Source organism: Halorubrum sp. GN11_10-6_MGM, from assembly GCF_005435165.1.
Classification (GTDB): domain Archaea; phylum Halobacteriota; class Halobacteria; order Halobacteriales; family Haloferacaceae; genus Halorubrum.
In genome coordinates this window covers 1-19701 of the sequence record NZ_SGUC01000043.1, presented here as the reverse complement: position 1 = coordinate 19701, position 19701 = coordinate 1, and the positions used below count along the sequence as shown (strand labels likewise).

Annotated in this window: 20 protein-coding genes and 1 pseudogene; 8 read left to right on the top strand and 13 right to left on the bottom strand. The window is 70.3% G+C overall.

Features of this window, described 5'->3' with window-relative positions:
• Nucleotides 1-881: pseudogene (locus tag EXE46_RS14880) on the bottom strand (hypothetical protein); the annotation flags it as partial.
• A gap of 115 nt (nt 882-996) precedes the next feature.
• On the opposite strand from EXE46_RS14880, the gene EXE46_RS14875 reads away from it, so the two are divergent.
• From EXE46_RS14875 to EXE46_RS14865, 3 genes are all read left to right on the top strand, one after another.
• Entirely contained in the window at nt 997-1785 is a 789-nt protein-coding gene (locus EXE46_RS14875) for an alanyl-tRNA editing protein (RefSeq protein WP_137689142.1), read from the top strand.
• Between the two features lie 235 nt (nt 1786-2020).
• A complete protein-coding gene (locus EXE46_RS14870) occupies nt 2021-2341 on the top strand; it encodes a transcription factor S (RefSeq protein WP_137689141.1) in 321 nt (106 codons plus the stop codon).
• Between the two features lie 98 nt (nt 2342-2439).
• The gene (locus tag EXE46_RS14865) at nt 2440-2979 is read left to right on the top strand and encodes a DUF6517 family protein (RefSeq protein ID WP_137689140.1); all 540 of its coding nucleotides are present in this window, start codon (nt 2440-2442) and stop codon (nt 2977-2979) included.
• 4 nt (nt 2980-2983) lie between these two features.
• On the opposite strand, the gene EXE46_RS17255 is transcribed toward EXE46_RS14865, so the two are convergent.
• The 3 genes from EXE46_RS17255 to EXE46_RS14845 are packed head-to-tail and all read right to left on the bottom strand — an operon-like array spanning nt 2984 to nt 5492.
• Nucleotides 2984-3628, bottom strand: coding sequence for a hypothetical protein (locus EXE46_RS17255; RefSeq protein WP_199234190.1), 645 nt, complete (start codon nt 3626-3628; stop codon nt 2984-2986).
• 49 nt (nt 3629-3677) lie between these two features.
• Nucleotides 3678-4058, bottom strand: coding sequence for a methylglyoxal synthase (locus EXE46_RS14850; protein WP_137689139.1), 381 nt, complete (start codon nt 4056-4058; stop codon nt 3678-3680).
• Nucleotides 4059-4115: 57 nt separating this feature from the next.
• On the bottom strand, nt 4116-5492 hold the full coding sequence (locus EXE46_RS14845; RefSeq protein WP_137689138.1) for a hypothetical protein: 1377 nt from the start codon (nt 5490-5492) through the stop codon (nt 4116-4118).
• Between the two features lie 300 nt (nt 5493-5792).
• On the opposite strand from EXE46_RS14845, the gene EXE46_RS14840 reads away from it, so the two are divergent.
• Both EXE46_RS14840 and EXE46_RS14835 read left to right on the top strand, forming a co-directional pair.
• A complete protein-coding gene (locus EXE46_RS14840) occupies nt 5793-7856 on the top strand; it encodes a hydantoinase/oxoprolinase family protein (protein WP_241981590.1) in 2064 nt (687 codons plus the stop codon).
• Entirely contained in the window at nt 7853-9487 is a 1635-nt protein-coding gene (locus tag EXE46_RS14835; RefSeq protein ID WP_137689137.1) for a hydantoinase B/oxoprolinase family protein, read from the top strand. The genes EXE46_RS14840 and EXE46_RS14835 overlap by 4 nt, the downstream gene beginning before the upstream one ends.
• 431 nt (nt 9488-9918) lie before the next feature.
• On the opposite strand, the gene EXE46_RS14830 is transcribed toward EXE46_RS14835, so the two are convergent.
• The gene (locus EXE46_RS14830) at nt 9919-11844 is read right to left on the bottom strand and encodes a beta-CASP ribonuclease aCPSF1 (RefSeq protein WP_137689136.1); all 1926 of its coding nucleotides are present in this window, start codon (nt 11842-11844) and stop codon (nt 9919-9921) included.
• Nucleotides 11845-12074: 230 nt separating this feature from the next.
• On the opposite strand from EXE46_RS14830, the gene EXE46_RS14825 reads away from it, so the two are divergent.
• On the top strand, nt 12075-12611 hold the full coding sequence (locus EXE46_RS14825) for a hypothetical protein (RefSeq protein ID WP_137689135.1): 537 nt from the start codon (nt 12075-12077) through the stop codon (nt 12609-12611).
• 17 nt (nt 12612-12628) lie between these two features.
• Here the strand turns inward: EXE46_RS14825 and EXE46_RS14820 are convergent, their stop codons facing one another.
• Genes EXE46_RS14820 through EXE46_RS14795 form a run of 6 tightly spaced genes read right to left on the bottom strand, consistent with a single transcriptional unit; the run spans nt 12629 to nt 17107 of the window.
• Nucleotides 12629-13495 carry an SDR family oxidoreductase gene (locus tag EXE46_RS14820; RefSeq protein WP_137689134.1) on the bottom strand — a complete coding sequence of 289 codons (867 nt, stop codon included), beginning with the start codon at nt 13493-13495 and terminating at the stop codon, nt 12629-12631.
• A 54-nt stretch (nt 13496-13549) separates the two neighbouring features.
• Nucleotides 13550-14320 (bottom strand): archaeal proteasome endopeptidase complex subunit alpha, encoded by a 771-nt coding sequence (psmA, locus tag EXE46_RS14815; protein ID WP_137689133.1) that lies wholly within the window; start codon nt 14318-14320, stop codon nt 13550-13552.
• A 4-nt stretch (nt 14321-14324) separates the two neighbouring features.
• Nucleotides 14325-14804: an Rpp14/Pop5 family protein gene (locus EXE46_RS14810; RefSeq protein ID WP_137689132.1), complete on the bottom strand. Its 480-nt coding sequence runs from the start codon at nt 14802-14804 to the stop codon at nt 14325-14327.
• A 7-nt stretch (nt 14805-14811) separates the two neighbouring features.
• The gene (locus tag EXE46_RS14805) at nt 14812-15435 is read right to left on the bottom strand and encodes a class I SAM-dependent methyltransferase (RefSeq protein WP_137689131.1); all 624 of its coding nucleotides are present in this window, start codon (nt 15433-15435) and stop codon (nt 14812-14814) included.
• Nucleotides 15416-16183, bottom strand: coding sequence for an RNase P subunit p30 family protein (locus tag EXE46_RS14800; protein ID WP_137689130.1), 768 nt, complete (start codon nt 16181-16183; stop codon nt 15416-15418). Before EXE46_RS14800 ends, EXE46_RS14805 begins: the two co-directional genes overlap by 20 nt.
• 57 nt (nt 16184-16240) lie before the next feature.
• Nucleotides 16241-17107: a DUF6498-containing protein gene (locus EXE46_RS14795; RefSeq protein ID WP_137689129.1), complete on the bottom strand. Its 867-nt coding sequence runs from the start codon at nt 17105-17107 to the stop codon at nt 16241-16243.
• A 95-nt stretch (nt 17108-17202) separates the two neighbouring features.
• Here EXE46_RS14795 and EXE46_RS14790 point away from each other — a divergent pair, with 95 nt between their 5' ends.
• Nucleotides 17203-17487, top strand: a complete 285-nt coding sequence (locus EXE46_RS14790; protein ID WP_137689128.1) for a DUF357 domain-containing protein — start codon at nt 17203-17205, stop codon at nt 17485-17487.
• Between the two features lie 107 nt (nt 17488-17594).
• Entirely contained in the window at nt 17595-18713 is a 1119-nt protein-coding gene (locus tag EXE46_RS14785; RefSeq protein ID WP_137689127.1) for a M20 family metallopeptidase, read from the top strand.
• An 88-nt stretch (nt 18714-18801) separates the two neighbouring features.
• Here EXE46_RS14785 and EXE46_RS16875 read toward each other — a convergent pair whose 3' ends face one another.
• Nucleotides 18802-18966: a hypothetical protein gene (locus EXE46_RS16875; RefSeq protein WP_158413953.1), complete on the bottom strand. Its 165-nt coding sequence runs from the start codon at nt 18964-18966 to the stop codon at nt 18802-18804.
• A gap of 3 nt (nt 18967-18969) precedes the next feature.
• Nucleotides 18970-19536 carry a hypothetical protein gene (locus tag EXE46_RS14780; RefSeq protein ID WP_137689126.1) on the bottom strand — a complete coding sequence of 189 codons (567 nt, stop codon included), beginning with the start codon at nt 19534-19536 and terminating at the stop codon, nt 18970-18972.
• Nucleotides 19537-19701: the final 165 nt, after the last annotated feature.

Below are 19701 nucleotides of genomic sequence, written 5' to 3'. Positions count from 1 at the left end.
TTCCCGAACCCGCCGTTGGTCCGCACCACCGCGTTGTCGTCGGCGGTGTCAGGTCCGTACTCATTGGGGTCGGAATCGGAACCGGAATCGTAGCTGTCGGCTTCGAGCCGCCTGATTCCGCCCGCGGCGATGCTCGAACTCCCGACCGCCGAGGCGCTCGTCGTGAGCGTGGGGTGAACGGTCTTCGTTCGGATCTCGACCTGGACCTCGTCCGAGGACAACTGCGTGACGTTCGCCTCGGTTCTGGACTCGAAGAATCGCCCCCACGCCTCGGCGTATTCGCTCTCGACGGTGATGGTGACGTTTCCACCCAGAAGCGGGTTCGAGATGTTCTCCGACGCAAACAGCCCCTCGGGTCGCTCATCGCTCTCGCTGATGGTGACCGAGTCGGAGAGGTCCCTCTCGCCGGCGACCGTCACCAGCGGAAGCGTGAGCGTGTCGCCGCGGTAGTGGAACTCCGGCGGCGAGACCATCCGCGTGCTGTCTCCGTTCGCGCGCCAGACCCCGCCGCCTTGGTAGGCGATGACGTCGTCGCCGCGCTCGTAGACGATCGCTCCGAGCGTGGTCTCGTTCGTGTAGGTCCCGTTCTCGGTCTCGACCTCGATCCGCATCGATCCCGCCCCCTCGTCGACGCGTAGGTCAGCGTTCCGCCCTGGGCCGAGTTGAAGGCGCTGCGAGGTCGACTCGCCGTGCGCGACGAGGCTCGCCTTGGAGTCGACCTGCGTCATCGCCCCCTCGACGCGCTGGAGGTCCGCGGTCCGCTGGGAGTCGTCGAGCGCGGTCGCGCCGAGCGCGACGGTGGTGCCGACGACCGCGACGGTGAGGCCCAACAGAAGCACCGTACCGAGCACCTCGCTCTGCGCGCGGTCACCCCCAAACATACCGGTATATGCGTCGAGCGCACGGATAAACGTGGAGTCCCGTCTATCGCGCCTGAGATCTAGGCGCGCGGAGCGCGCCGGGCGATATATGCCCTCGCCGCTCCTTTGTGGAGCCGTGACGGAGCAGCTACACCTTGACGACGACACCGTGACGACGTTCGAGGCGACCGTCGAGCGCGCGCTCGACGACCCGCCGAGAGCGGTCCTCGACCGGACCCACTTCTACCCGACCGGCGGTGGTCAGCCGCACGACACGGGCGCGCTGCGTGCGATCGACGGCGACCGCGTCTGGCGCGTGGTCGACGTCGAGAAACGGGACACGGTGTATCACACGCTCGGCCCGGCGGCGGAATCGGACGACGGGGGCGCCGCGCCGGACCCTCCCGAACCCGGGACGGCGGTGACGGGCGAGATCGACGCCGACCGCCGCACGGCACACTCGCGGTACCACACCGCACAGCACCTGTTGTCGGCGCTGCTGCTCGACGAGTTCGACGCGCGGACGACCGGCAACCAGCTGTACCGCGACCGCGCGCGCCTCGACGCCGAGTACGACCGGTTCACGGACGCCGACCTCGACCGGATCGAGGTGCGGCTCAACGAGCTCGTCGCCGACGGGCGACCGGTGTCGAGCTACACGATGGACCGCGAGACCGCGGAGGCGACGCTCGACACCGACCGGACGCGGATCGACCTCCTCCCGGACTCGATCGAGGAGCTCCGGATCGTCGAGATCGCGGGGGCGGACGCGGACGACGAGCCGTACGACCGCACCGCCTGCGCCGGGACGCACGTCGCGAACACCGCTGAGATCGGCGAGGTCGTCGTCACGGGTCGGGAGACGAAGGGACCCGACGAGGAGCGCGTGCGGTTCGCGCTCGCGGAACACGTCGACGCCGACTGATCGGGCCGAGTCGCGACGTCAACTGATGGGGTCGAGCCACGACGTCAACTGATGGGGTCGAGCCACGACGTCAACTGATGGGGTCGAGCCACGACGCCGACTGACGGCACCGAGTCACAACACCGACTGATGGGAACCCCTCTCCGTAGACCGGCGCCCCGTCGCCCGTACGCGGCCGCCTCCGCCCCTCGCCCGCGATCCCGCCGTTTAAATACGATCCGCGGTAGGTTCGGGCATGAAGTTCTGCGACGAGTGCGGATCCATGATGAAATCCGGCGAAGGCGAAGACCACTGGGTGTGCGACGCCTGCGGCTACGAGATCGGCCGCGACGACGGCGACGACGAGTGGACGACCCAGTCGCAGGTCGAGTCGGAGATCGTCGACGTGAGCGACGCCGAGGACAAGGGACTGCCGACGACGACCGCCCACTGTCCCGAGTGCGACAACGACCGGGCGTACTGGTACATGCAGCAGATCCGCTCGGCCGACGAGTCCGAGACCCGCTTTTTCGTCTGTACCGAGTGCGAACACAAGTGGCGCGAAGACGACCACTGACCGCCTTCCCGCCCGGCTCGACTCCTCCCCCGCTGTCCGTCCGACCTCTCTCCCCTCGCGGCCCGCCGTTTTATTCCGGTCCGGAGAGATGCGGGTCCATGGAGCCGCCCGCCGTTCCCCGTGACCGCCTCGACGGCTGGACGCTCGTCGCCGAGGCGACGGAGCGCCCCTTCGATGCCGGCCCGGTCTCGGTGACGGCGGGCACGACGCGTTACGAGCACGAGACGCCGCCGCCGCGGCCGTTCTTCTTCGCGAGTCGACTTCGCGTCTCCCCGGACGCCGCTCCGAACCCCGCCCTGACCCGGCTCGTTGAGTCGCGGGCTCGGAAGGGGTTCGGCGACCGCCTCGCCGACCGAGATATATCCGAACTCGCGCGCCGCGACCAACGGCGCCTCCACGTCGACGACCCGAACGCGTCGCCCGCGACGCTCACGGTGTTCCACGGCAGCTGTACGGTCGACGGCGAGCGAGTCCCGGTGGAGGCGCTGCTCGCGGTGTGGGAAGCCGGCGAGTACCTGCTCGCCGGCGGCGCCTACCCGACCGGCGACGGATTCGAGGCGACCAGGAAAGCGGTGTTGGCGCTGGTGCGGGGCGTTCGGCCGCCGAACCCCGAGGACGGCGTGGGACGCTCGGAGTGACCGGTCAACAGGCGATCGCGCCGGCGCTCGAATCGATCGGCGACCCGTCGTCCTCGTAGCCGGCGTCGCCGACCGACCCGTCGAACATCGGGAGTCGCAGCTCGTAGGTGTACAGCACGTCGAACGCCGCGAACGGGTCGATCCCGTCGGCGATCGCCCGTCGCGCTGTCAGCCGCACGCCCGCCGCGAGCGTCACGATCGGTTCCCCGTCGAGCTGTCCGGCGGTCTCGACGCCGAACTCGTTGCCCGCGGTGGGATCGGTCAGCACCGAGAGGTGGATCACCGCCGTCATCGTCGCACCGTCTCCGCCGTCGCCGATCGATATCGGGTACCCGCTTCCGGTGAAACACCGCGTGATCGGCGGGGCCTTGCTCCGGTTCGCGTCGACTCCACCCCCAACGGTCGCGGGACCGGACGCGGCTCCGGCGGTCGCGGCCACTCCCGCCGGCGCGTGGACGCTAGCTCCCGGCGTCACGGCGTGGCCTGCGCCGACGCCAGTGCCGACGCCAGCGCCAGTGCCGACGCCAGCGCCAGTGCCGACGCCAGCGCCAGTGCCGACGCCAGCGCCAGTGCCGACGCCGACGCTCGCCGCGAGGAGCAGCAGCGAGAGGGCGAGGGCGCTGACGGCGATCCGAGGCGGTCGCTTCATCACGCCCCCCTTTCGCTCGCCCGGGTTAATATCCCCGCGGTCGCCGGTATCAGTCGAGAGAACTGGAGTCGAGCAGCCCCTCGACGAGCAGCTCGGCCGACGCGACGTTCGTCGCCAGCGGCACGTCCTTCACGTCGCAGACTCGGAGCAGCGCCGAGATGTCGGGCTCGTGCGCCTGCGCGGTCAGCGGGTCGCGGAGGAAGACGACCCCGTCGATCCGGTCGTCCGCGATCATCCCGCCGATCTGGAGGTCGCCGCCGTACGGGCCCGAGGCCTGTCGGTCCACGGAGAGCCCGGTCGCCTCCGCGATGCGTTTGCCGGTCGTCCCGGTGGTCACCAGTTCGCACCCCTCCAGGACGTCGGTGTACGACTCGACGAACGCCACCATCTCGTCTTTCAGCTCGTCGTGTGCGATGAGCGCGATGCGCATACACTTGGGTCACGGCGGCGTCGCTTAAGTACTGGCTTCGGCGCACCGGTCGTCCGCTCACTCGCCGTCGGCCGCGTCCACGCTCTCCCCCTTTTCCGCGCCGTCGATCACTCCGCCGCCGACCGCGCGACGCGCGCCGGGCCGGCCGAACGCGACGCGGGCCAGCGTCCCCGGACTGTGTCGGCGGATCACCAGCAGCGCGTTGGCCGCGAACACCGCGACGCCCAGCGTCACCAGCGTCAGCCCGACCAGCGCGACCCCCGGAAGTCCGACCGCGAGCGCCGTCCCCGCCGCGTCGGCGGCGACGTCGGCGGCGACGAGGAGGGCGGTCCCGGCGAACAGCAGCGTCCCGTCGGCTGCCGCGAGGCGGTCGGCGTAGAGGTCGTCGACCATCGGCACCGCCTCGAAGCCGAGCCGGTCGCTGTACCGCTCGACCCAGACGACGAACGGGACGATGTGGTACAGCGTGCCGAAGATGACGAACCCGACCACGCCGAGCAGGAGCAGCGGCGCGCCTCCGGGCCCGCCGAGGACGTGTTCGGGCGCGAGCGGCGCCCGGAGCCACGCCGGCGCGGCGGTCGCGACCCACGCGCCGAGCGCGAGCGCGACGACCGCGTACCGCGTGTGCATCGGCGTGCGCTCGACGCGCATCTCGACGAGCCGACGGGCGAGAACAACCGCGAACCCCAGCGCGGCGAGCAGGACCAACGCCGCGCCGACGCGGGCGAGCGCGGTCGCCCCGACCAGTCGCCCGCCCGCGAGCGCGACGACGCCGACGGGGTGGCCGACCTCCTCGACCGCGCGAAGGCGGTGGTCGATCCCGCGGAGCTCCGTCTGCGTGAACATCGTTCCGAGCTGGTAGAGGGCGCCGTATATCGTCGTCAGCACCGCGCCGAAGACGCCGAGGGTGACGTGGGCGCCGCGGACGCCGGCGTGCGACACCCCGAGGTCGGCGAGGAGCCCGGAGCCGAGGTCCGCCGCGAGGAGGACGCCGAGTCCGGTCAGCACGGCGAAGCAGGCGAGCGCGACGACGAAGTGGCGCTCGGTCGCGTCGAACTCCGCAACGGTCGCGAGCGTCCGGCCGAGGTTGTACACGAACGCCCAGAAGCCGAGGAGCATGACGGCCCCGAACCCCGCGAGCCACCCGAGTCGCCCGAGCGCGAGCGCGGTCGCGAACCCGAGCAGGCCGCCGCCGACTAGCGCGAGCTGGGCGCTCGCGAGCCGCCGCGACCGGAGCGTCGTCCCCGACCACACCGGGACGAACTGCGTCATCGCGCCCATGATCGTCACGCACACCCACCCGACCAAGAACAGGTGGACGTGGACGAGTCCGCCGAGCCCCGGTACCGCGTCGACGACGAGGCCGATCCCGACGAGGAGCGCGCCACAGAGGAGGCCGATCCCGACGAGGAAATGCCGAAGCGGAACCGTCATCGGCGGCCCCCGAGCCGTGTCGATACCGCGCGGAACTGCTCCCATGGTCGTAACGCGGTCCCCCGCCGGCCTCCGACTGTTCCCGAAGATGTTCGCGGGGTCGGCGGGGTGCGGGGTCGGCGGGAGGTGGAGGCAACGGGAGGCGGGATCGGCAGGAGGCGGGAAGCGGCGTCGGCGTCGTGCGCGACGCGACGGCACGCGCTTAAGTCCGTCCGGTAACGAGGAGGCCCTATGCTACGCGACCGAGACACCGCGCCGTCCGGCGGCCAGAGGGGCCGGGACGCCTACGGGGTGTCGTAGATGGACGAGGGAGCGACGGTCGAGACGAAGGCGGACGGACGGTCGACGGACGACGCTGGAGCGAACGGGCGAGCGATCGGCGTCGACGTCGGCGGGACGTTCACCGACGTGGCGCTCTCGCTCGACGGCGACCTCGTCACCGCGAAGGTGCCGAGCACCGACGACCAGAGCGAGGGCGTCGCGGCCGGCATTCGGAAGGCCTGCGAAGCGGCCGGGATCGACCCCGCGAGCGTGACCGAGTTCTCGCACGCGATGACCGTCTCCGTCAACGCCCTGTTGGAGAGCGACGGCGCGCGAACTACTCTCGTGACGACCGAGGGGTTCCGGGACGTGTTGGAGATCGGTCGGCAGACCCGGCCGTCGCTGTACGACCTCGACGCCGAGAAGCCGGCGCCGCTCGTTCCCCGGCGCCGCCGGTTCAAGGTGGCCGAGCGCGCCACGCCTGACGGAATCGAGCGCCCCGTCGACGACGAGGAGATCGAGTCGCTCGTCGGCGACCTCCGCGACGCCGACGTCGAGTCCGTCGCGGTCTGCCTGCTCCACGCCTACGCGCACCCCGGGAACGAGGCCCGCGTCGCGGACGCGCTCCGCGCCGCGCTCGACGTTCCGGTGTCGGCCTCGAACGAGGTGCTCCCCGAGTTCCGCGAGTACGAGCGCACCGCCACCACGGTCGTCGACGCGTACGTGCGCCCGGCGATCGACGGCTACGTCGGCCGCCTCACCGAGCGTGCCCGGGAGATGGGCCTCCCGCAGCCGCGGATCATGCAGGCCAATGGAGGGGTCACCGACGCCGACACCGTCAGGCGGAACGCCGTGACGACCGTCCTCTCGGGCCCCGCGGCGGGCGTCGTGGGCGCGAGCGCGACGGCGGGGGCCGACGCGGACCGCGAGGGGCTGATCACCTTCGACATGGGCGGCACCTCCAGCGACGTGAGCCTCGTCCGCGACGGCGAGGTCGCGCGGACGACGGAGTCGGCGGTCGCCGACCGACCGATCGGGACGCCGATGGTCGACGTCGAGACCGTGGGCGCGGGCGGCGGGTCGATCGCGTGGGTCGACGCCGGCGGCGCGCTGCGGATCGGCCCGCGCTCGGCCGGCGCCGACCCCGGACCCGCCTGCTACGGGAAGGGCGGCACGGAGCCGACCGTCACGGACGCGAACCTCGTGTTGGGGTACGTCGGCGCCGACACGGCCCTCGGCGGCGACCTGTCGCTCGACGCGGACGCGGCCCGCGACGCGCTCGCCGACCTCGCCGACGAGGCGGGGATGGAGGGCCCGGTCGCGGCCGCGCTCGGCGTCCACCGCGTCGCGAACGCCGACATGACGCGCGCGATCCGCTCCGTCACCGTCGAGCGCGGCCACGACCCGCGGGAGTTCGGGCTCGTCGCGTTCGGCGGCGCGGGACCGATGCACGCGGCCTCGATCGCCGACGGCCTCGACGTCGAGCGCGTCGTCGTCCCCCACGCGTCCGGCGTCCTGTCGGCGTACGGGTTGCTCGCGGCCGACGAGACGCGCGACGCCGTGCGGACGCGGCAGGCCCCTCTCGACGAGGTCGATCCCGGCGCCGTCGACGAGCTCTACGGCGAGCTGGCCGACGGACTGCTCGACGAGCTCAGCGACCCGGACGCGGCCCGCGTCGAGTACGCCGCCGACTGCCGGTACGCCGGGCAGAGCTTCGAACTCACCGTCGACGTCGAGCGGCCGTTCGACGCGGCGGCCGCCGGCGAACGGTTCGCGGCGGCCCACGAGTCGGCGTACAGCTACCGGACGGACGAGCCCGTCGAACTGGTGAACTGCCGCGCCACGGCGACCGTCCCCCGGCGCGCGCCCTCGGTCGGCGCCGTCGGAAGCGAGGGCGCCGAGCCCCGGACCACGCGCGAGGCGGTGTTCCCAGACGGCGCCCGCGAGACGGCGGTCTACGACCGGAACCGGTTCCCCGCCGAGAGCCCGGTCGAGGGCCCCGTCGTGGTCGAGGGGGCGGAGAGCACGGTCGTCGTCCCGCCGGGGTGGCGAGTCCGGCTGCGCGACGACGGCGCGCTGGTCGCGGAGGTGAGCGACGCGTGAGCGACGCGGAGACCGACTCTGACGTCGATCCCGTCTCGCTGGAGATCCTCCGGAACCAGCTGGAGAGCGTCGCAAGCGAGATGGGCCACGTGCTGATCCGCGGGGCGTACTCGCCGAACATCAAGGAGCGGCAGGACTGCTCGACGGCGCTGTTCGACGCCGACGGACGGATGGTCGCGCAGGCCGAACACATCCCGGTTCACCTCGGCGCGATGCCGGACGCCGTCGACGTGATCCTCGAAAAGGAGCCGAAGCCGGGCGACGTCTTCGTCGTCAACGACCCGTTCGCGGGCGGGACGCACCTTCCGGACGTGACGCTCGTCTCGCCGATCGCGCCCGACGGCGAGATCGTCGGGTACGCGGTGTCGCGCGCGCACCACGCCGACGTCGGCGGCAGCGCGCCGGGGAGCATGCCGCCCGGCGCGCGCGAGGTGTACGAGGAGGGGCTCCGCCTGCCGGCGGTCCGGCTCGTCGACGGCGGCGAGCCGAACGAGGCCGTCCGAGACCTCATCCTCGCCAACGTCCGCACGCCGGACGAGCGCGAGGCGGACCTCCGCGCGCAGCGCGCCGCGAACGCGCGCGCCGAGGAGCGCGTCGGCGAACTGCTCGACGAACACGGCGACACGCTCCTCGACGCGTTCGACGCCGTCATCGACTACTCGCGCGACCGCGTCGAGAGCGAGATCCGAGCCCTCCCGGACGGCACGTACTGCGCCGCCGACGTTCTCGAAGGCGACGGGGTGACGGACGCGGAGATCCCGGTCGAGGTCGCTGTCACCGTCGACGGCGCCGCGATCGACGTCGACTTCGCCGGCACCGCCGACCAGGTCGACGGCAACCTGAACGCGCCGTTCTCGGTCGCGAAGAGCGCGGTGTACTTCGTCGTCCGCGCGGTCGCCGACCCGGAGATACCGCCCAACCACGGCTGCTACGAGCCGGTGTCCGTCTCCGCGCCCGAGGGGTCGCTGCTCGACCCCCGCCCGCCGGCCGCGGTCGTCGGCGGGAACGTCGAGACGAGCCAGCGCGTCACGGACGTCACCCTCGCCGCCCTCGCGGAGGCGGTGCCCGACCTCGTCCCCGCCGGCGGACAGGGGACGATGAACAACCTGATAATCGGCGACCGCACCGGCGAGTTCACCTACTACGAGACGATCGCCGGCGGGTTCGGCGCCCGCCCGAGCAAGGACGGGATGGACGGCGTTCAGGTCGGGATGACAAACACGCTCAACACGCCCGTCGAGGCGCTGGAGACGGCGTATCCGCTCCGCGTCGAGCGGTACGCGCTGCGCCCGTCGAGCGGCGGCGACGGCCGCCACCGCGGCGGCCTCGGCGTCGATCGGACCGTCACCGTCGAGACGGACGCGACCGTCTCGCTGCTGACAGAGCGTCGCCGAACCGTGCCGCGCGGCCTCGACGGCGGCGAGGACGGCGCGGTCGGCGTGAACCTGATCGACGGCGAGCCGGTCCCGGCGAAGGCGTCCGTCGACGTCGCGGTCGGGACGACCATCTCGATCCGCACCCCCGGCGGCGGCGGTCACGGCGACCCCGCGGAACGCGACCCGGACGCGCGGGAGCGGGACCGGCGGGACGAGAAGGTCGACGACCGAGACGACCGAGACGACCGTTTATAAATAGAGTTGGCGGTGGCGCGTGCCTGCGAGCGGCCGCCGAAGGCGGCCGCGAGTCGCACGCGCGAGGGAGTCGCGGCCGTTTTCAAACGGCTGCGACGAGGCTGGGGAGGTGTGCGGTGCGGTTGCTGTGCGGTGCGGGGATCAAAGGGGCAGCCGCGAGGCCGCAGTAGGCGATGTAAGCACCGCAGGGAGTGAGCGAAGCGAACGACCGAGGAGCACAGCGAGCGTACTGCGGCCTCGCGGCTGGGGCTTTGAAGCTGTTCACCGCCGGTCTGCCTCGGGTTATTTATAAGCAAGCGGCTGAGGCGTCGGCGGCGTTCTCTGGGACAGCAACGATTTATAAAGAACGGTCAACCCAAAGCGTCAGCCACCGCGTCGGCGACGACGGACACTCGAACGTCCCCTCCGAGCGCCCTCACCGAACCGGTCGCCTATTTAAACCGGAACGTCTCCAGGTTCTTCGGCGCGAACGTCCGCATGTTGTAGTCGTGGTACAGCGACGACGAGAGGTCCTGAACGGAGCTCTCGTCGCCGTGGACGCAGAGAACTTTCTCGGGGCGCGGGTTCATCGTCTTCACGAAGTTCTCTAACCCCTGTCTGTCGGCGTGGCCGGAGAAGCCGTCGACGACCTCCGTGCCCATCTCCAGGGTGAGCGTGTCGCCGCGGCTCCCGCCGCCCCAGCCGTCGACCGGGATCTCGTCCCAGCCGTTCTGGATCCGGCGACCGAGCGTCCCCTGCGCCTGATAGCCGACGAACACGAGGTTCGAGTCCGGGTCGGGACCGATGTGGCGGAGCCACGACATGATCGGTCCGCCCTCGATCATCCCCGACGTGGAGATGACGATACACTCGTCGCCGTCGGCGACGTCCTGTCGTTCCTCCTCGCCGGCGTCGATGTGGTTGAACTGGTCGGCGAGGAACGGGTTCTCGTCCTCGTGGAAGATGCGGTCGCGGAGGTCGTCGCGGAGGTACTCGGGGTACGTCGTGTGGATCGCGGTCGCCTCCCAGATCATCCCGTCGAGGTGGACGGGCATCTCCGGGATCTCCCCCTCGCGCATCGCCTCCTCCAAGACGAGCATGATCTCCTGCGAGCGCCCCACGGCGAACGCGGGGATGACGACCTTTCCGCCCTGCTCGTACGTCTCGTTGATGACGCGCTTGAGCGCCTCCTCGGAGTCCTCCTGGTCGGTCTGGTAGTCGTTTCGGCCGCCGTAGGTGGACTCCAGCACGAGCGTCTCGACGCGCGGGAAGTCGTTGACCGCGCCGTTGAACAGCCGCGTGTCCTCGTAGTGGATGTCGCCCGAGAAGGCGACGTTGTAGAGGCCGTCGCCGATGTGGAAGTGAGTCACGGCGCTGCCGAGGATGTGGCCCGCGTTGTGGAACGTGAGCTTCACGTCGGGCGCCACGTCGGTCACGTCGCCGTACTCCAGCGGAATCGTGTGCTTGATCGCGTCGCGGACCTGCGCGGACTCGTATGGCGGCGTCCGGCCGTCCTTCGCGGCGACGTCGAGGTAGTCGAGCGTGAGCAGGCCCATCAGGTCGCGGGTCGGCTCCGTCGTGTAGATCGGGCCGTCGTAGCCGTACTTGAAGAGGAGCGGAACTAACGCGGAGTGGTCGAGGTGGGCGTGGGTGAGGATGACGGCGTCGAGCGTCGCCGCGCCCGCGCCGAGCGCCTCGGGGACCTGGAGGTACGGCACCTCACCCTCGGCGCCGGGCTTGTCGCCGCAGTCGATGAGGATCCGCGTCTCGGGCGTCGAGAGGATGAACGCCGCGCGGCCGACCTCGCGGCAGCAGCCGAGCGTCGTGATCCGGACCCACTCGTCGTCGGACATCTCCTCGCGGTGGATCTGTCGGCCGACGCGTTCGAGGATGTCGCGGCGCTCCTCGCGCTCGTTTTTCAGGAAGCCGCGGACGTTCGAGACGGTGGAGGACTCGATCGGCGGCGTCCGAACGACTTCGGGGGTCCAGCCGACCTCCTGCGTGATCTCGCGGAGCGTCGAGCCGCGGCGGCCGATCACCATGCCGGGCTTTTCGGCCTCGATGACGACTTCACCCGTATCCTCGTGGAAGTCGAGGTCGGTCACGCCGGCCTCCTCCGGGATCACCTCGCGTACCTTCTCTTCGGCCCGCGCCGGCGGCGAGAGCGCGCTCGGGTCTGGGCGGACCGTGATCCGCTTGCGGAGCTTCGAGGCGAGCCGTCGGATCAGGTCGCCGTCGCCGGCGAAGCGCTTGGGGTCGCGCGTGTACACGACCAGCTCCGGCCCCTCGTATTTCACGTCGGTGACCGTGATGTCGTTCGGTATCTCCTGTTCGATCTCGGATTTCAACGTATCGAGTTGCTTGTCGACTTGACTCATATCTCACTGCGGGTCGTCGAGGCCGCCGTCGTCGTCGAATCGCGTCGCGCGTCGCGCGGCGACTCGCCGCCGATCGATCGACCGTGACGGGATAGGCATAGTGGAAGTACTGTCCGTACTGGTTCCGTACGCGGGAACAGCCAGCGAAAACCCGCTTGGTTCACGCTACTGCCCCGGCGTTATAAAAGCCTTCGCAAAGGGCAAGCCGCAGGAGGCCGCAATCTCCGTCCATGCGCGTCACGCCGCAGACGGTCCGCGACGAACACGCTTGGATCCGCGACCGCGCCGACGTGGTCGTCCCGATACTCAACGACACCCGCGACCGCCTCGGTCGGATCTTCGAGACGGACGTGGACGCGGTGGCGCCCGACGCGTACCGCCGCGAGGTCGACGCCGTCTTCGCCGACGGCGAGGTCGCGGTCAACGTCGCGGCCTGCGTCGCGCTCCTTCGCGACCTCGACGTCGAGGGCGACTATCCCGGATTCGTCGTCGACGAGGTCCTCGGTCGGGAGCTCGCCGCGACGATAGCCGGCGGGCGCCCGCTCTCGCTGCTCGCGCAGGCGACGTTCCACGTCGCCGACCTCTACGTGGACCGGGACGCGACCGCGGACGGCGACGGCCGCGGCGCCGGGACCGCGGGCGCGGACGACCTCGACGCCGCGCTCGCCGCGGGGTTCCAGACGCGGCTCCCGGGCTGGGACTGGCGGGAGGGGGCGAGTCCGTTCGCGGTCGACGCCGAGGACGGGGCCGTTGGCGATCCCGAGTAGCGGTCGGCGCCGGCCGCTTACGAGGTGAAGTTCCGAACGAGGCCGTACGCCTTGTCGAGCAGCGCGTCGGGGAGGAACCGCGCGAGGACGCCGAACCGGGCGACGGGGCCGGGCTGGACTCGCGCGGGCGGCCGCGTCGCGCTCGCGGCGTCGTAGATCGCGTTCGCGACGAGCTCCGGCTCGACCGCGCCGGGACCGTCGCCGCCGATCAGTTTCGCGTCCTCGAACATCGCGTAGAAGTCGTCGTACGCGTCCGTCCGTTCGATCCCCTCGCGTTCCTCGGGGTCGGCCTCCGACTCCGCGCGCTTCGAGAAGTTCGTCCTCACGGGGCCGGGCTCGACGACGACCACGTCGATCCCGAGGTCCGCGACCTCGTTGCGGAGCGCGTCCGACATCGCTTCGAGGGCGAACTTCGAGCCGCTGTACACGCCGCCGCCGGGCATCGACACCCGCCCCGCGACCGACGAGACGTTGACGATGGTCCCGTCGCGCTTGCGGCGCATCGCCGGCAACACGGCCCGGATCAACCGATGCGGGCCGTACACGTTCACGTCGAACTGGTCGTGGACCCGCTCGGTCGCGACGTCCTCGATCGGCCCGAACTGCCCGTAGCCGGCGTTGTTGATCAGCGCGTCGATCGCGCCCTCCTCGTCTAATATCCGGTCGACGACGCGGTCGACGTCCGCCTGTTCCGTCACGTCGAGCGTGGCCAGTTCACAGCCCGCCTCGCCGAGCGCCTCGATGTCCGCGGGGTTCCGCGCGGTGGCGTACACGGTCCATCCCTCGTCGAGGAACGCGTGCGCCGCGGCGCGGCCGATGCCCGAGGAACAACCGGTGATGAGTGCCGTCTTCTGCACGCCTCCTCGGTCAGCCTCCGACGGCATAACTCTCCCGACCGGCGGCGGGGCGTCGCCGGCGGCCGGGCGAAAAGAACGCTACTACTCGTCGCTCTCGGCGTCGTCCGTTTCGTCCTCGTCGGTCGCGAGCAGGTCGCGCTCGTCGAGGATCGACTCGATCTCGTCGGCCGGGCGCTCCGTGTACTCGGGTTCGTCGACGGTGATCGTCGCGACGCCGACGCCGTCGGGCGACAGCTCGCCGTCGTTCGACTGCGCGAGGGTGTCGAGCGCGAGCCCGACCGCCTCGTCCGTGGTGATTCCCTCCTCGTACTCCGCCTCGAGGTAGTCGCGGAGGTCGCTGCGGTCCGAGCCGATCGACAGCGCCTGCCACTCGTAGGGGGTGCCCGAGGGGTCGGTCTCGAACAGGCGCGGCTCGCCGTTCTCGATGCCGCCGACGATGAGCGCGACGCCGAACGGGCGCGCGCCGCCGACCTGCGTGTACTGCTGGATGTGGTCGGTGATGTTCTTCGTCAGCGTCTCGATACCGACCGGCTCGCCGTAGCGGAGCTGGTTGATCTGCGCCTGTCGGCGCGCGAAGTCGATGAGCTGGCGGGCGTCGGCGACGTGGCCCGCGCTCGCGACGCCGACGTGGTCGTCGGCCTTGTGGAGCTTCTCGATGCTCTCCGGCTCCATGAGGGGGGAGCGGGCGCGCTTGTCGGCCGCGAGGACGACCCCGTCCTCGGCGCGGATCCCGACGCTCGCCGTCCCTCGCTTCACCGCCTCCCGGGCGTACTCGACCTGGTAGAGTCGACCGTCCGGTGAGAAGATAGTGATGCCGCGGTCGTACGCCTGCTGTTGGGATTGTCCCTGCATGATATCACTCGGTGTCGAACGTCATCGCGCCGACGCGGCCCGACTCGGTCCGGACGTCGCACGCGTCTCCGCGCACGGTCGCGGCCCGTTCGGCGCCCTCGAACGCGACGTCTCGCTGTGTCGAACTGGCGGTCGCGCGACCCATATATCTTTCCTCACAGGCACGCACCGTCCCCGAAATCCCCCTGACGAGGATTCCGACCGGCTCGCCGTCGACCTCGCTCACGCAGGCGATCGCGGCGCGCGCGGCGTCGACGTGGCCGTGCCTGACGCGGACGACCGCCTCCCCGGTCCCGTCCGCGTGCGAGAACGACAGCAGCGTGAGGTCGGCGTCGGCGCTCCCGGCGTCGCCGAGGAGGTTGCCGGCGCTGTACCACAGCGCGCGCTGGAACGCGCGCCGCCCGACCTCGGCGTCGGTCCACGTCTCGATCCCGACCGCGACGTACCGCCAGCGCGGTCGGAGGTGTTTGGGGAGGTGTTTCACGGAGATATCACGCCGGCAGCTCGCGGAGCCGCTCCGCGACGATCACCGCCACTTGGTCGTGGACGCGCTCGACGGCGGTCACCGCAAACCCCTCCGCCGTGAACGCCTCGACGAGCGTCCCGACCGTCGCGGGGTCGTCGACCTCGGGACTGTAGAACGGCGCGTCGGGGTCCGGCTCCTCGAAGAACGCCACGTCGCCGAGGACGATCCGGCGCGCGCCGGTCTCGGCCATCACCCGGATCGCCTCGCGCTTCTCGTCGTCGGCGAGGTGGTGGAGCGCGAAGTTCGAGGTGACGACGTCGACCCGCTGGTCCGGGTCGAGTTCGGGCTCTCGGAACTCGCCGTACGCGAACTCGACGTTGTCGAGCCCGCGATCCGCGGCCTTCCGGCGCCCCTCGTCCATCATCCCCTCGCTAACGTCCCGGGCGAGCACGCGCTCGGCGTCCGCGGTGACCGCGAGCGCGATGGCGCCCGTCCCGGCCCCCAGATCGAGGACCACGTCGTCGGACTCGGGCGCCGCGTGGTCGATCACGAGGCTCGCGCAGGCGTGGTACTCGTCGCTCTTCGAGTCGTCGTACGCGGCCGCCTTCTCGGAGAACCGCTCGGCGTGTTCAGCAACCGTCTTCTTCATGCTTCCCACGTCGGACCCCCGGCTCTATGAAGGCCTCGGAGCGGCGGTCGCGGTTGCGGTCGACGAGGTCGCCCCACGCGCGGAGCCCCTCGCGGACGGCCTCGGCGTCGAACCCGATCGCCTCGCCGACCGCGACCAGCTCGCGGGGCGCCCGGAGTTCGAGGTGCGAGCGCGCGTTCGCGCTCACGACGTACGGCGCGTCGTAGTGGGAGACGATCTCGCGGAGCTTCCGGAGGTCCGAGAGCGCTCGGACCCGCTTCCCGCCGGTCTCGCGAAGAACCGGACCGAAGTCGAACTCGACGCGAACGCCGTTGTCGCGCGCCGCCTTCGCGAGGACGTGGTTGACGTCGCCGCCGCCCGCCATCGGTCGGACGAGGATGTCCACGCGGGACTGCTCGACCGCGAACCGGTTCAGGGCGTCGTCGCCCCCGACGACGCAGACCACGGTCCGGTCGGAGCGGTAGTTCCCGACCGCCCCCGAGGCGCTCGTCGGGTCGTCGGCGTCGATCTCGACCGCGTCGACGACGTCGACGCCGTGCTCCTCGCTCAGCGCGGTCGGGTCCCGAACCGGACTCGACCGCGTCTCGGCGCCGCTCCGCACGGCCCCTCCGTCGGCCTCGTCCCCGGCCGCGTCCAGCGCGTCCCGCGACCGCACCACGATCCCGTCGTAGCCGTGTCGGGCGGCGGTCGCGGCGTGGCGCGCGACGGTCGCCTCCCCGTCCGGGTAGGCGTGAACGGCCTCGTACATGCTCCCCCGTTTCGCGGCCGGGCGTATCGGCGTTGCGCTTCCGTCGCCGCGCGCCGGTCACCCGTCTCCGGCGGACTCCTCCTCCTTCTTCCACTCGCGGCGCGGGTCCTCGCCGGTGAACCACGTCGCGATCCCGTCCGGGTCGTCCTCGCGGAACGCTCGCCGCCGGCTCCACTCCACGGTCGCCTTGGCCAGCGCGATCGGGAGGAGGTAGGGGACGAGGACGGCCCCGGCCCCGAACGCCTCGGCGAGCCGGTCGATCAGCCCCGGAGCGAGGGCCGCCTCGATCGCGAAGATCCCGAGCGTGACCGGAACCACCGTCAGCATCCCCACGGCCAAGTAGAAGAAGACGACCCGCTGGGCCGCCTCGACGACCATGTACGGCGACCGCTCCTCGTAGGCGCGCTCGGCGAAGAACTCCCGGCGGACCTCCGCGACCTGCGCGCCGCAGACGCCGAGCGTCGCCAGCGCCACGGTGGGCGTGAGGTACGAGAGCGCGTCCCATCCGACTCCGAACAGCGGGAACGCGAGGAACGCGAAGACGCCGAGAGAGCGGACGACGACGCCGACGTTCCGGCGGTACACCGGCGGGAGCCACGAGACGAGGTGGATCGGCTCGGGGTCGGTCCCCCATCGCTCCTCGTCGAGTTCCGTGTCCTCCGAGTAGCCGACGACGTAGAAGGAACGGTCCTCCAGGTCGATTGGTCGCTCGGCGAACAGCGCGGCGCCGCTGTACGCGAGGACCATCACGGCCACCTCGATCCAGTAGAGCGCGAGCAGCTCGCCGACCCGCCAGTCGAACGCGACCACGCCGGCGAGCGGGAGGAGGTTGGTCGCGACCACGAGCGCGAGGGCACCGCGACCGGTCGGAGCCACGGGGGACGACGGGCCGAGATCGGGATCTGCTGATCCGTCGGAGGACATCGTTTCGTGTCGCGGCCGCGCCGGTGATAAACTTCGCTCTCTCGGCGCCGCCGTCCCCCGACGGCCTTTTTGTTCGCTCGCGGGAACCGTCGCCCATGCCCGCCGACCTAGAGGAGAAGACGGACCGCTACGAGCGGATGCTCGCCGACGCGCTCGCCGTCGCGGAGCCGCGCCCCCCGACCGACACGCCGCTCGGCGAGGCCGCGGCCGACGTGACCGAGATGGCCGAGTCGTACCTCGACGACGGCCGCCACTTCCGGGCCGACGGCGATCCCGTGAACGCGCTCGCCTCGTACTCGTACGGCTACGGCTGGCTCGACGCCGGGGTCCGTCTCGGGCTGTTCGCGGTGCCGGACGACACCGAGCTGTTCACGACCTGAGGCGGGGCGGACCCTCGGTCGCCCTCCGGACCGCGACCCCCGCGCCGACTTCGCTTCTCGATCGCCGCGAGGGACGCGCTTATTGGGAGACGCGCGACACGGGTCGTATGGACGAACTCGCGGACCTGACCGAGCGGCTCGTCTCGATCCCCTCCCACGAGGACGAGGCGGCCGCGGGCGACGCGATCGAGGAGTGGCTGCGCGCGGAGACCGACGCGACCGTCGAGCGCGACGGCGCCGGCAACGTCCTCGCGTTCGCGGGCGCGACGGACGACCCGGACGCCGACTCCCTCGCGCTGGTCGGCCACCACGACGTCGTCCCCCCGGCGCCAGAGCAGACGACAGGTGACGGGCTTGACGGCGAGTACGTCGTCGAGCGACGCGACGGCCGGATCTACGGCCGCGGGACCGCCGACATGAAGGGGTCGGTCGCGGCCGCGATGGTCGCCTTCCGGGACGCGACGCCGCCCGCGGGCCGCGAGCTGATCTTCGCGTCGTTCGTCGGCGAGGAGGTCGGCGGCGACGGCGCGCGCCACGCGATCGACGCCGGGTTCGCGCCGGACCGCGCGCTCGTCGCTGAGGGGTCGACGAACTATTCTAAACCGGGCGTCACGGACGTCGTCGTCGCCCACCGCGGGCGACGCGGATCGCGCCTCGTCGCCCGCGGGGAGGCCGCGCACGCCTCCGAGCCCGAGGCCGGCGAGAACGCCATCTACCGCGCCTGCGACGCGATCGACGGGGTCCGCGACCTCGACGTCCCGGAGGCGACCGTCCTCGGCAACGACGTGTCGGGGTCGCTCGCGGTCACGATCGTCGACGGCGGCGAGACGTGGAACGTCATCCCCGAGCGCTGCGAGGCGACGGTCGACGAGCGCACCGTGCCGGGCGGCCGCGCCGACCTCGAAGGCGTCGCCGACGCGACGCCGGGCGTCGAACTCGTCGTCGATCAGGACCTCCCGCCGATGGCCTGCGGCGACGCCGCGTTCGCCGACGCCGCGCTCGACGTCGTCCGCGGGGTCCACGACGAACTCGGCCTCGACGCGCCGGAACACGTCACCAAGCCGCACGCGACCGACGCGGGGTGGCTCGCGCAGGCCGGGACGGAGTGTCTGGTCTGCGGCGCATCCGAACCGGGCGAGGCGCACACCGACACCGAGAGCGCGAGCCTCGACGTCCTCGACCGCTGTTACCGGATCTACGCCGGGGTCGCGGAACGGGCGATCTGATCGGCTAAGACAACTGTACAGCAGTTATACGACGAATTTCTTCCTATTGTATTCGATCCAACTATTCACCGTGACAGCCGTATGCTGTCTACTTCTCGTTGGTAGATCCGTCCTCTTCCGGATCCTTCTCGCCACCCTTGCTTAATGCCTCCATCTTAGCTCTTGGATTCCCGTCGTCGTCAGTCGTCGTCGCCTCAGTGTCCGCGAGGCGAACGAATTCGACATCGTCGCCTTCCTTTTTGGTATCAGTCATGATTCACCCTTCGTGCGGAACAATCATGTATTTTTCTCGGATAATGTAGTTAGCGTAGTAACCGATCACCACTACAACGGGAACCGATAGCAGAACATCGACGCTCATGGCGAGCTCAAACACGAGAAACCCGAAGCCTGAACCGAGTCCCACAACACCGATCCAGAACGCGAGCAATGCTCGTTTAAAACGTCTGGAATTAACACGAATTACTTCCTTATTTGTATCAATCGCTGTAGCAAACCCTCGTAAGAGTACGTTCTGATAGTCTTCTGACCCGACGCGATGCGAAGAGAGGACCTCACCAAGCACTGCCTTGGGACCAAACAGCATCCGACTGCTGAGATACGTGTGGATACAGAACGCGAAGGAAGCTAACAAGCCAACAATACCGATCCCGACCCATAAGATGGGAATGAGAGTTGTCGACGAGAACGCAATCGACGACTGTTCTCCGCCGAAGAAAATAAAAATCGAGAGCAGTGCTCCAACAATAAGTGCGAGGACACGCATCGTAGTCGCTGCTTTATCATCTATCTCGTTAACGGTGTCAATCTGTGTTTCAACCATTGACTCGTACCGGTCAAGGAGGTCGGCCTTCGGATCCAGTATGTGTTTAGCCCGAGATCGATTTCGGTACTCTCTCGTAGGAGCCGTTTGAGAGGTATCGTAGATCGATGCAACAGGCGAGCAAGTGGATTCCTGAGGGATGGTCTCCGATCAGGAGACCATCCC

Coding starts and splice junctions, on each gene's coding strand:
- EXE46_RS14830 (WP_137689136.1), bottom strand. CDS start 11,844: ATGAGTCAAGTCGACAAGCAACTCGATACGTTGAAATCCGAGATCGAA.
- EXE46_RS14850 (WP_137689139.1), bottom strand. CDS start 4,058: ATGCGCATCGCGCTCATCGCACACGACGAGCTGAAAGACGAGATGGTG.
- EXE46_RS16875 (WP_158413953.1), bottom strand. CDS start 18,966: ATGACTGATACCAAAAAGGAAGGCGACGATGTCGAATTCGTTCGCCTC.
- EXE46_RS14845 (WP_137689138.1), bottom strand. CDS start 5,492: ATGACGGTTCCGCTTCGGCATTTCCTCGTCGGGATCGGCCTCCTCTGT.
- psmA (WP_137689133.1), bottom strand. CDS start 14,320: ATGCAGGGACAATCCCAACAGCAGGCGTACGACCGCGGCATCACTATC.
- EXE46_RS14840 (WP_241981590.1), top strand. CDS start 5,793: ATGGACGAGGGAGCGACGGTCGAGACGAAGGCGGACGGACGGTCGACG.
- EXE46_RS14800 (WP_137689130.1), bottom strand. CDS start 16,183: ATGTACGAGGCCGTTCACGCCTACCCGGACGGGGAGGCGACCGTCGCG.
- EXE46_RS14805 (WP_137689131.1), bottom strand. CDS start 15,435: ATGAAGAAGACGGTTGCTGAACACGCCGAGCGGTTCTCCGAGAAGGCG.
- EXE46_RS14790 (WP_137689128.1), top strand. CDS start 17,203: ATGCCCGCCGACCTAGAGGAGAAGACGGACCGCTACGAGCGGATGCTC.
- EXE46_RS14870 (WP_137689141.1), top strand. CDS start 2,021: ATGAAGTTCTGCGACGAGTGCGGATCCATGATGAAATCCGGCGAAGGC.
- EXE46_RS14820 (WP_137689134.1), bottom strand. CDS start 13,495: ATGCCGTCGGAGGCTGACCGAGGAGGCGTGCAGAAGACGGCACTCATC.
- EXE46_RS14785 (WP_137689127.1), top strand. CDS start 17,595: ATGGACGAACTCGCGGACCTGACCGAGCGGCTCGTCTCGATCCCCTCC.
- EXE46_RS14825 (WP_137689135.1), top strand. CDS start 12,075: ATGCGCGTCACGCCGCAGACGGTCCGCGACGAACACGCTTGGATCCGC.
- EXE46_RS14780 (WP_137689126.1), bottom strand. CDS start 19,536: ATGGTTGAAACACAGATTGACACCGTTAACGAGATAGATGATAAAGCA.
- EXE46_RS14795 (WP_137689129.1), bottom strand. CDS start 17,107: ATGTCCTCCGACGGATCAGCAGATCCCGATCTCGGCCCGTCGTCCCCC.
- EXE46_RS17255 (WP_199234190.1), bottom strand. CDS start 3,628: ATGAAGCGACCGCCTCGGATCGCCGTCAGCGCCCTCGCCCTCTCGCTG.
- EXE46_RS14865 (WP_137689140.1), top strand. CDS start 2,440: ATGGAGCCGCCCGCCGTTCCCCGTGACCGCCTCGACGGCTGGACGCTC.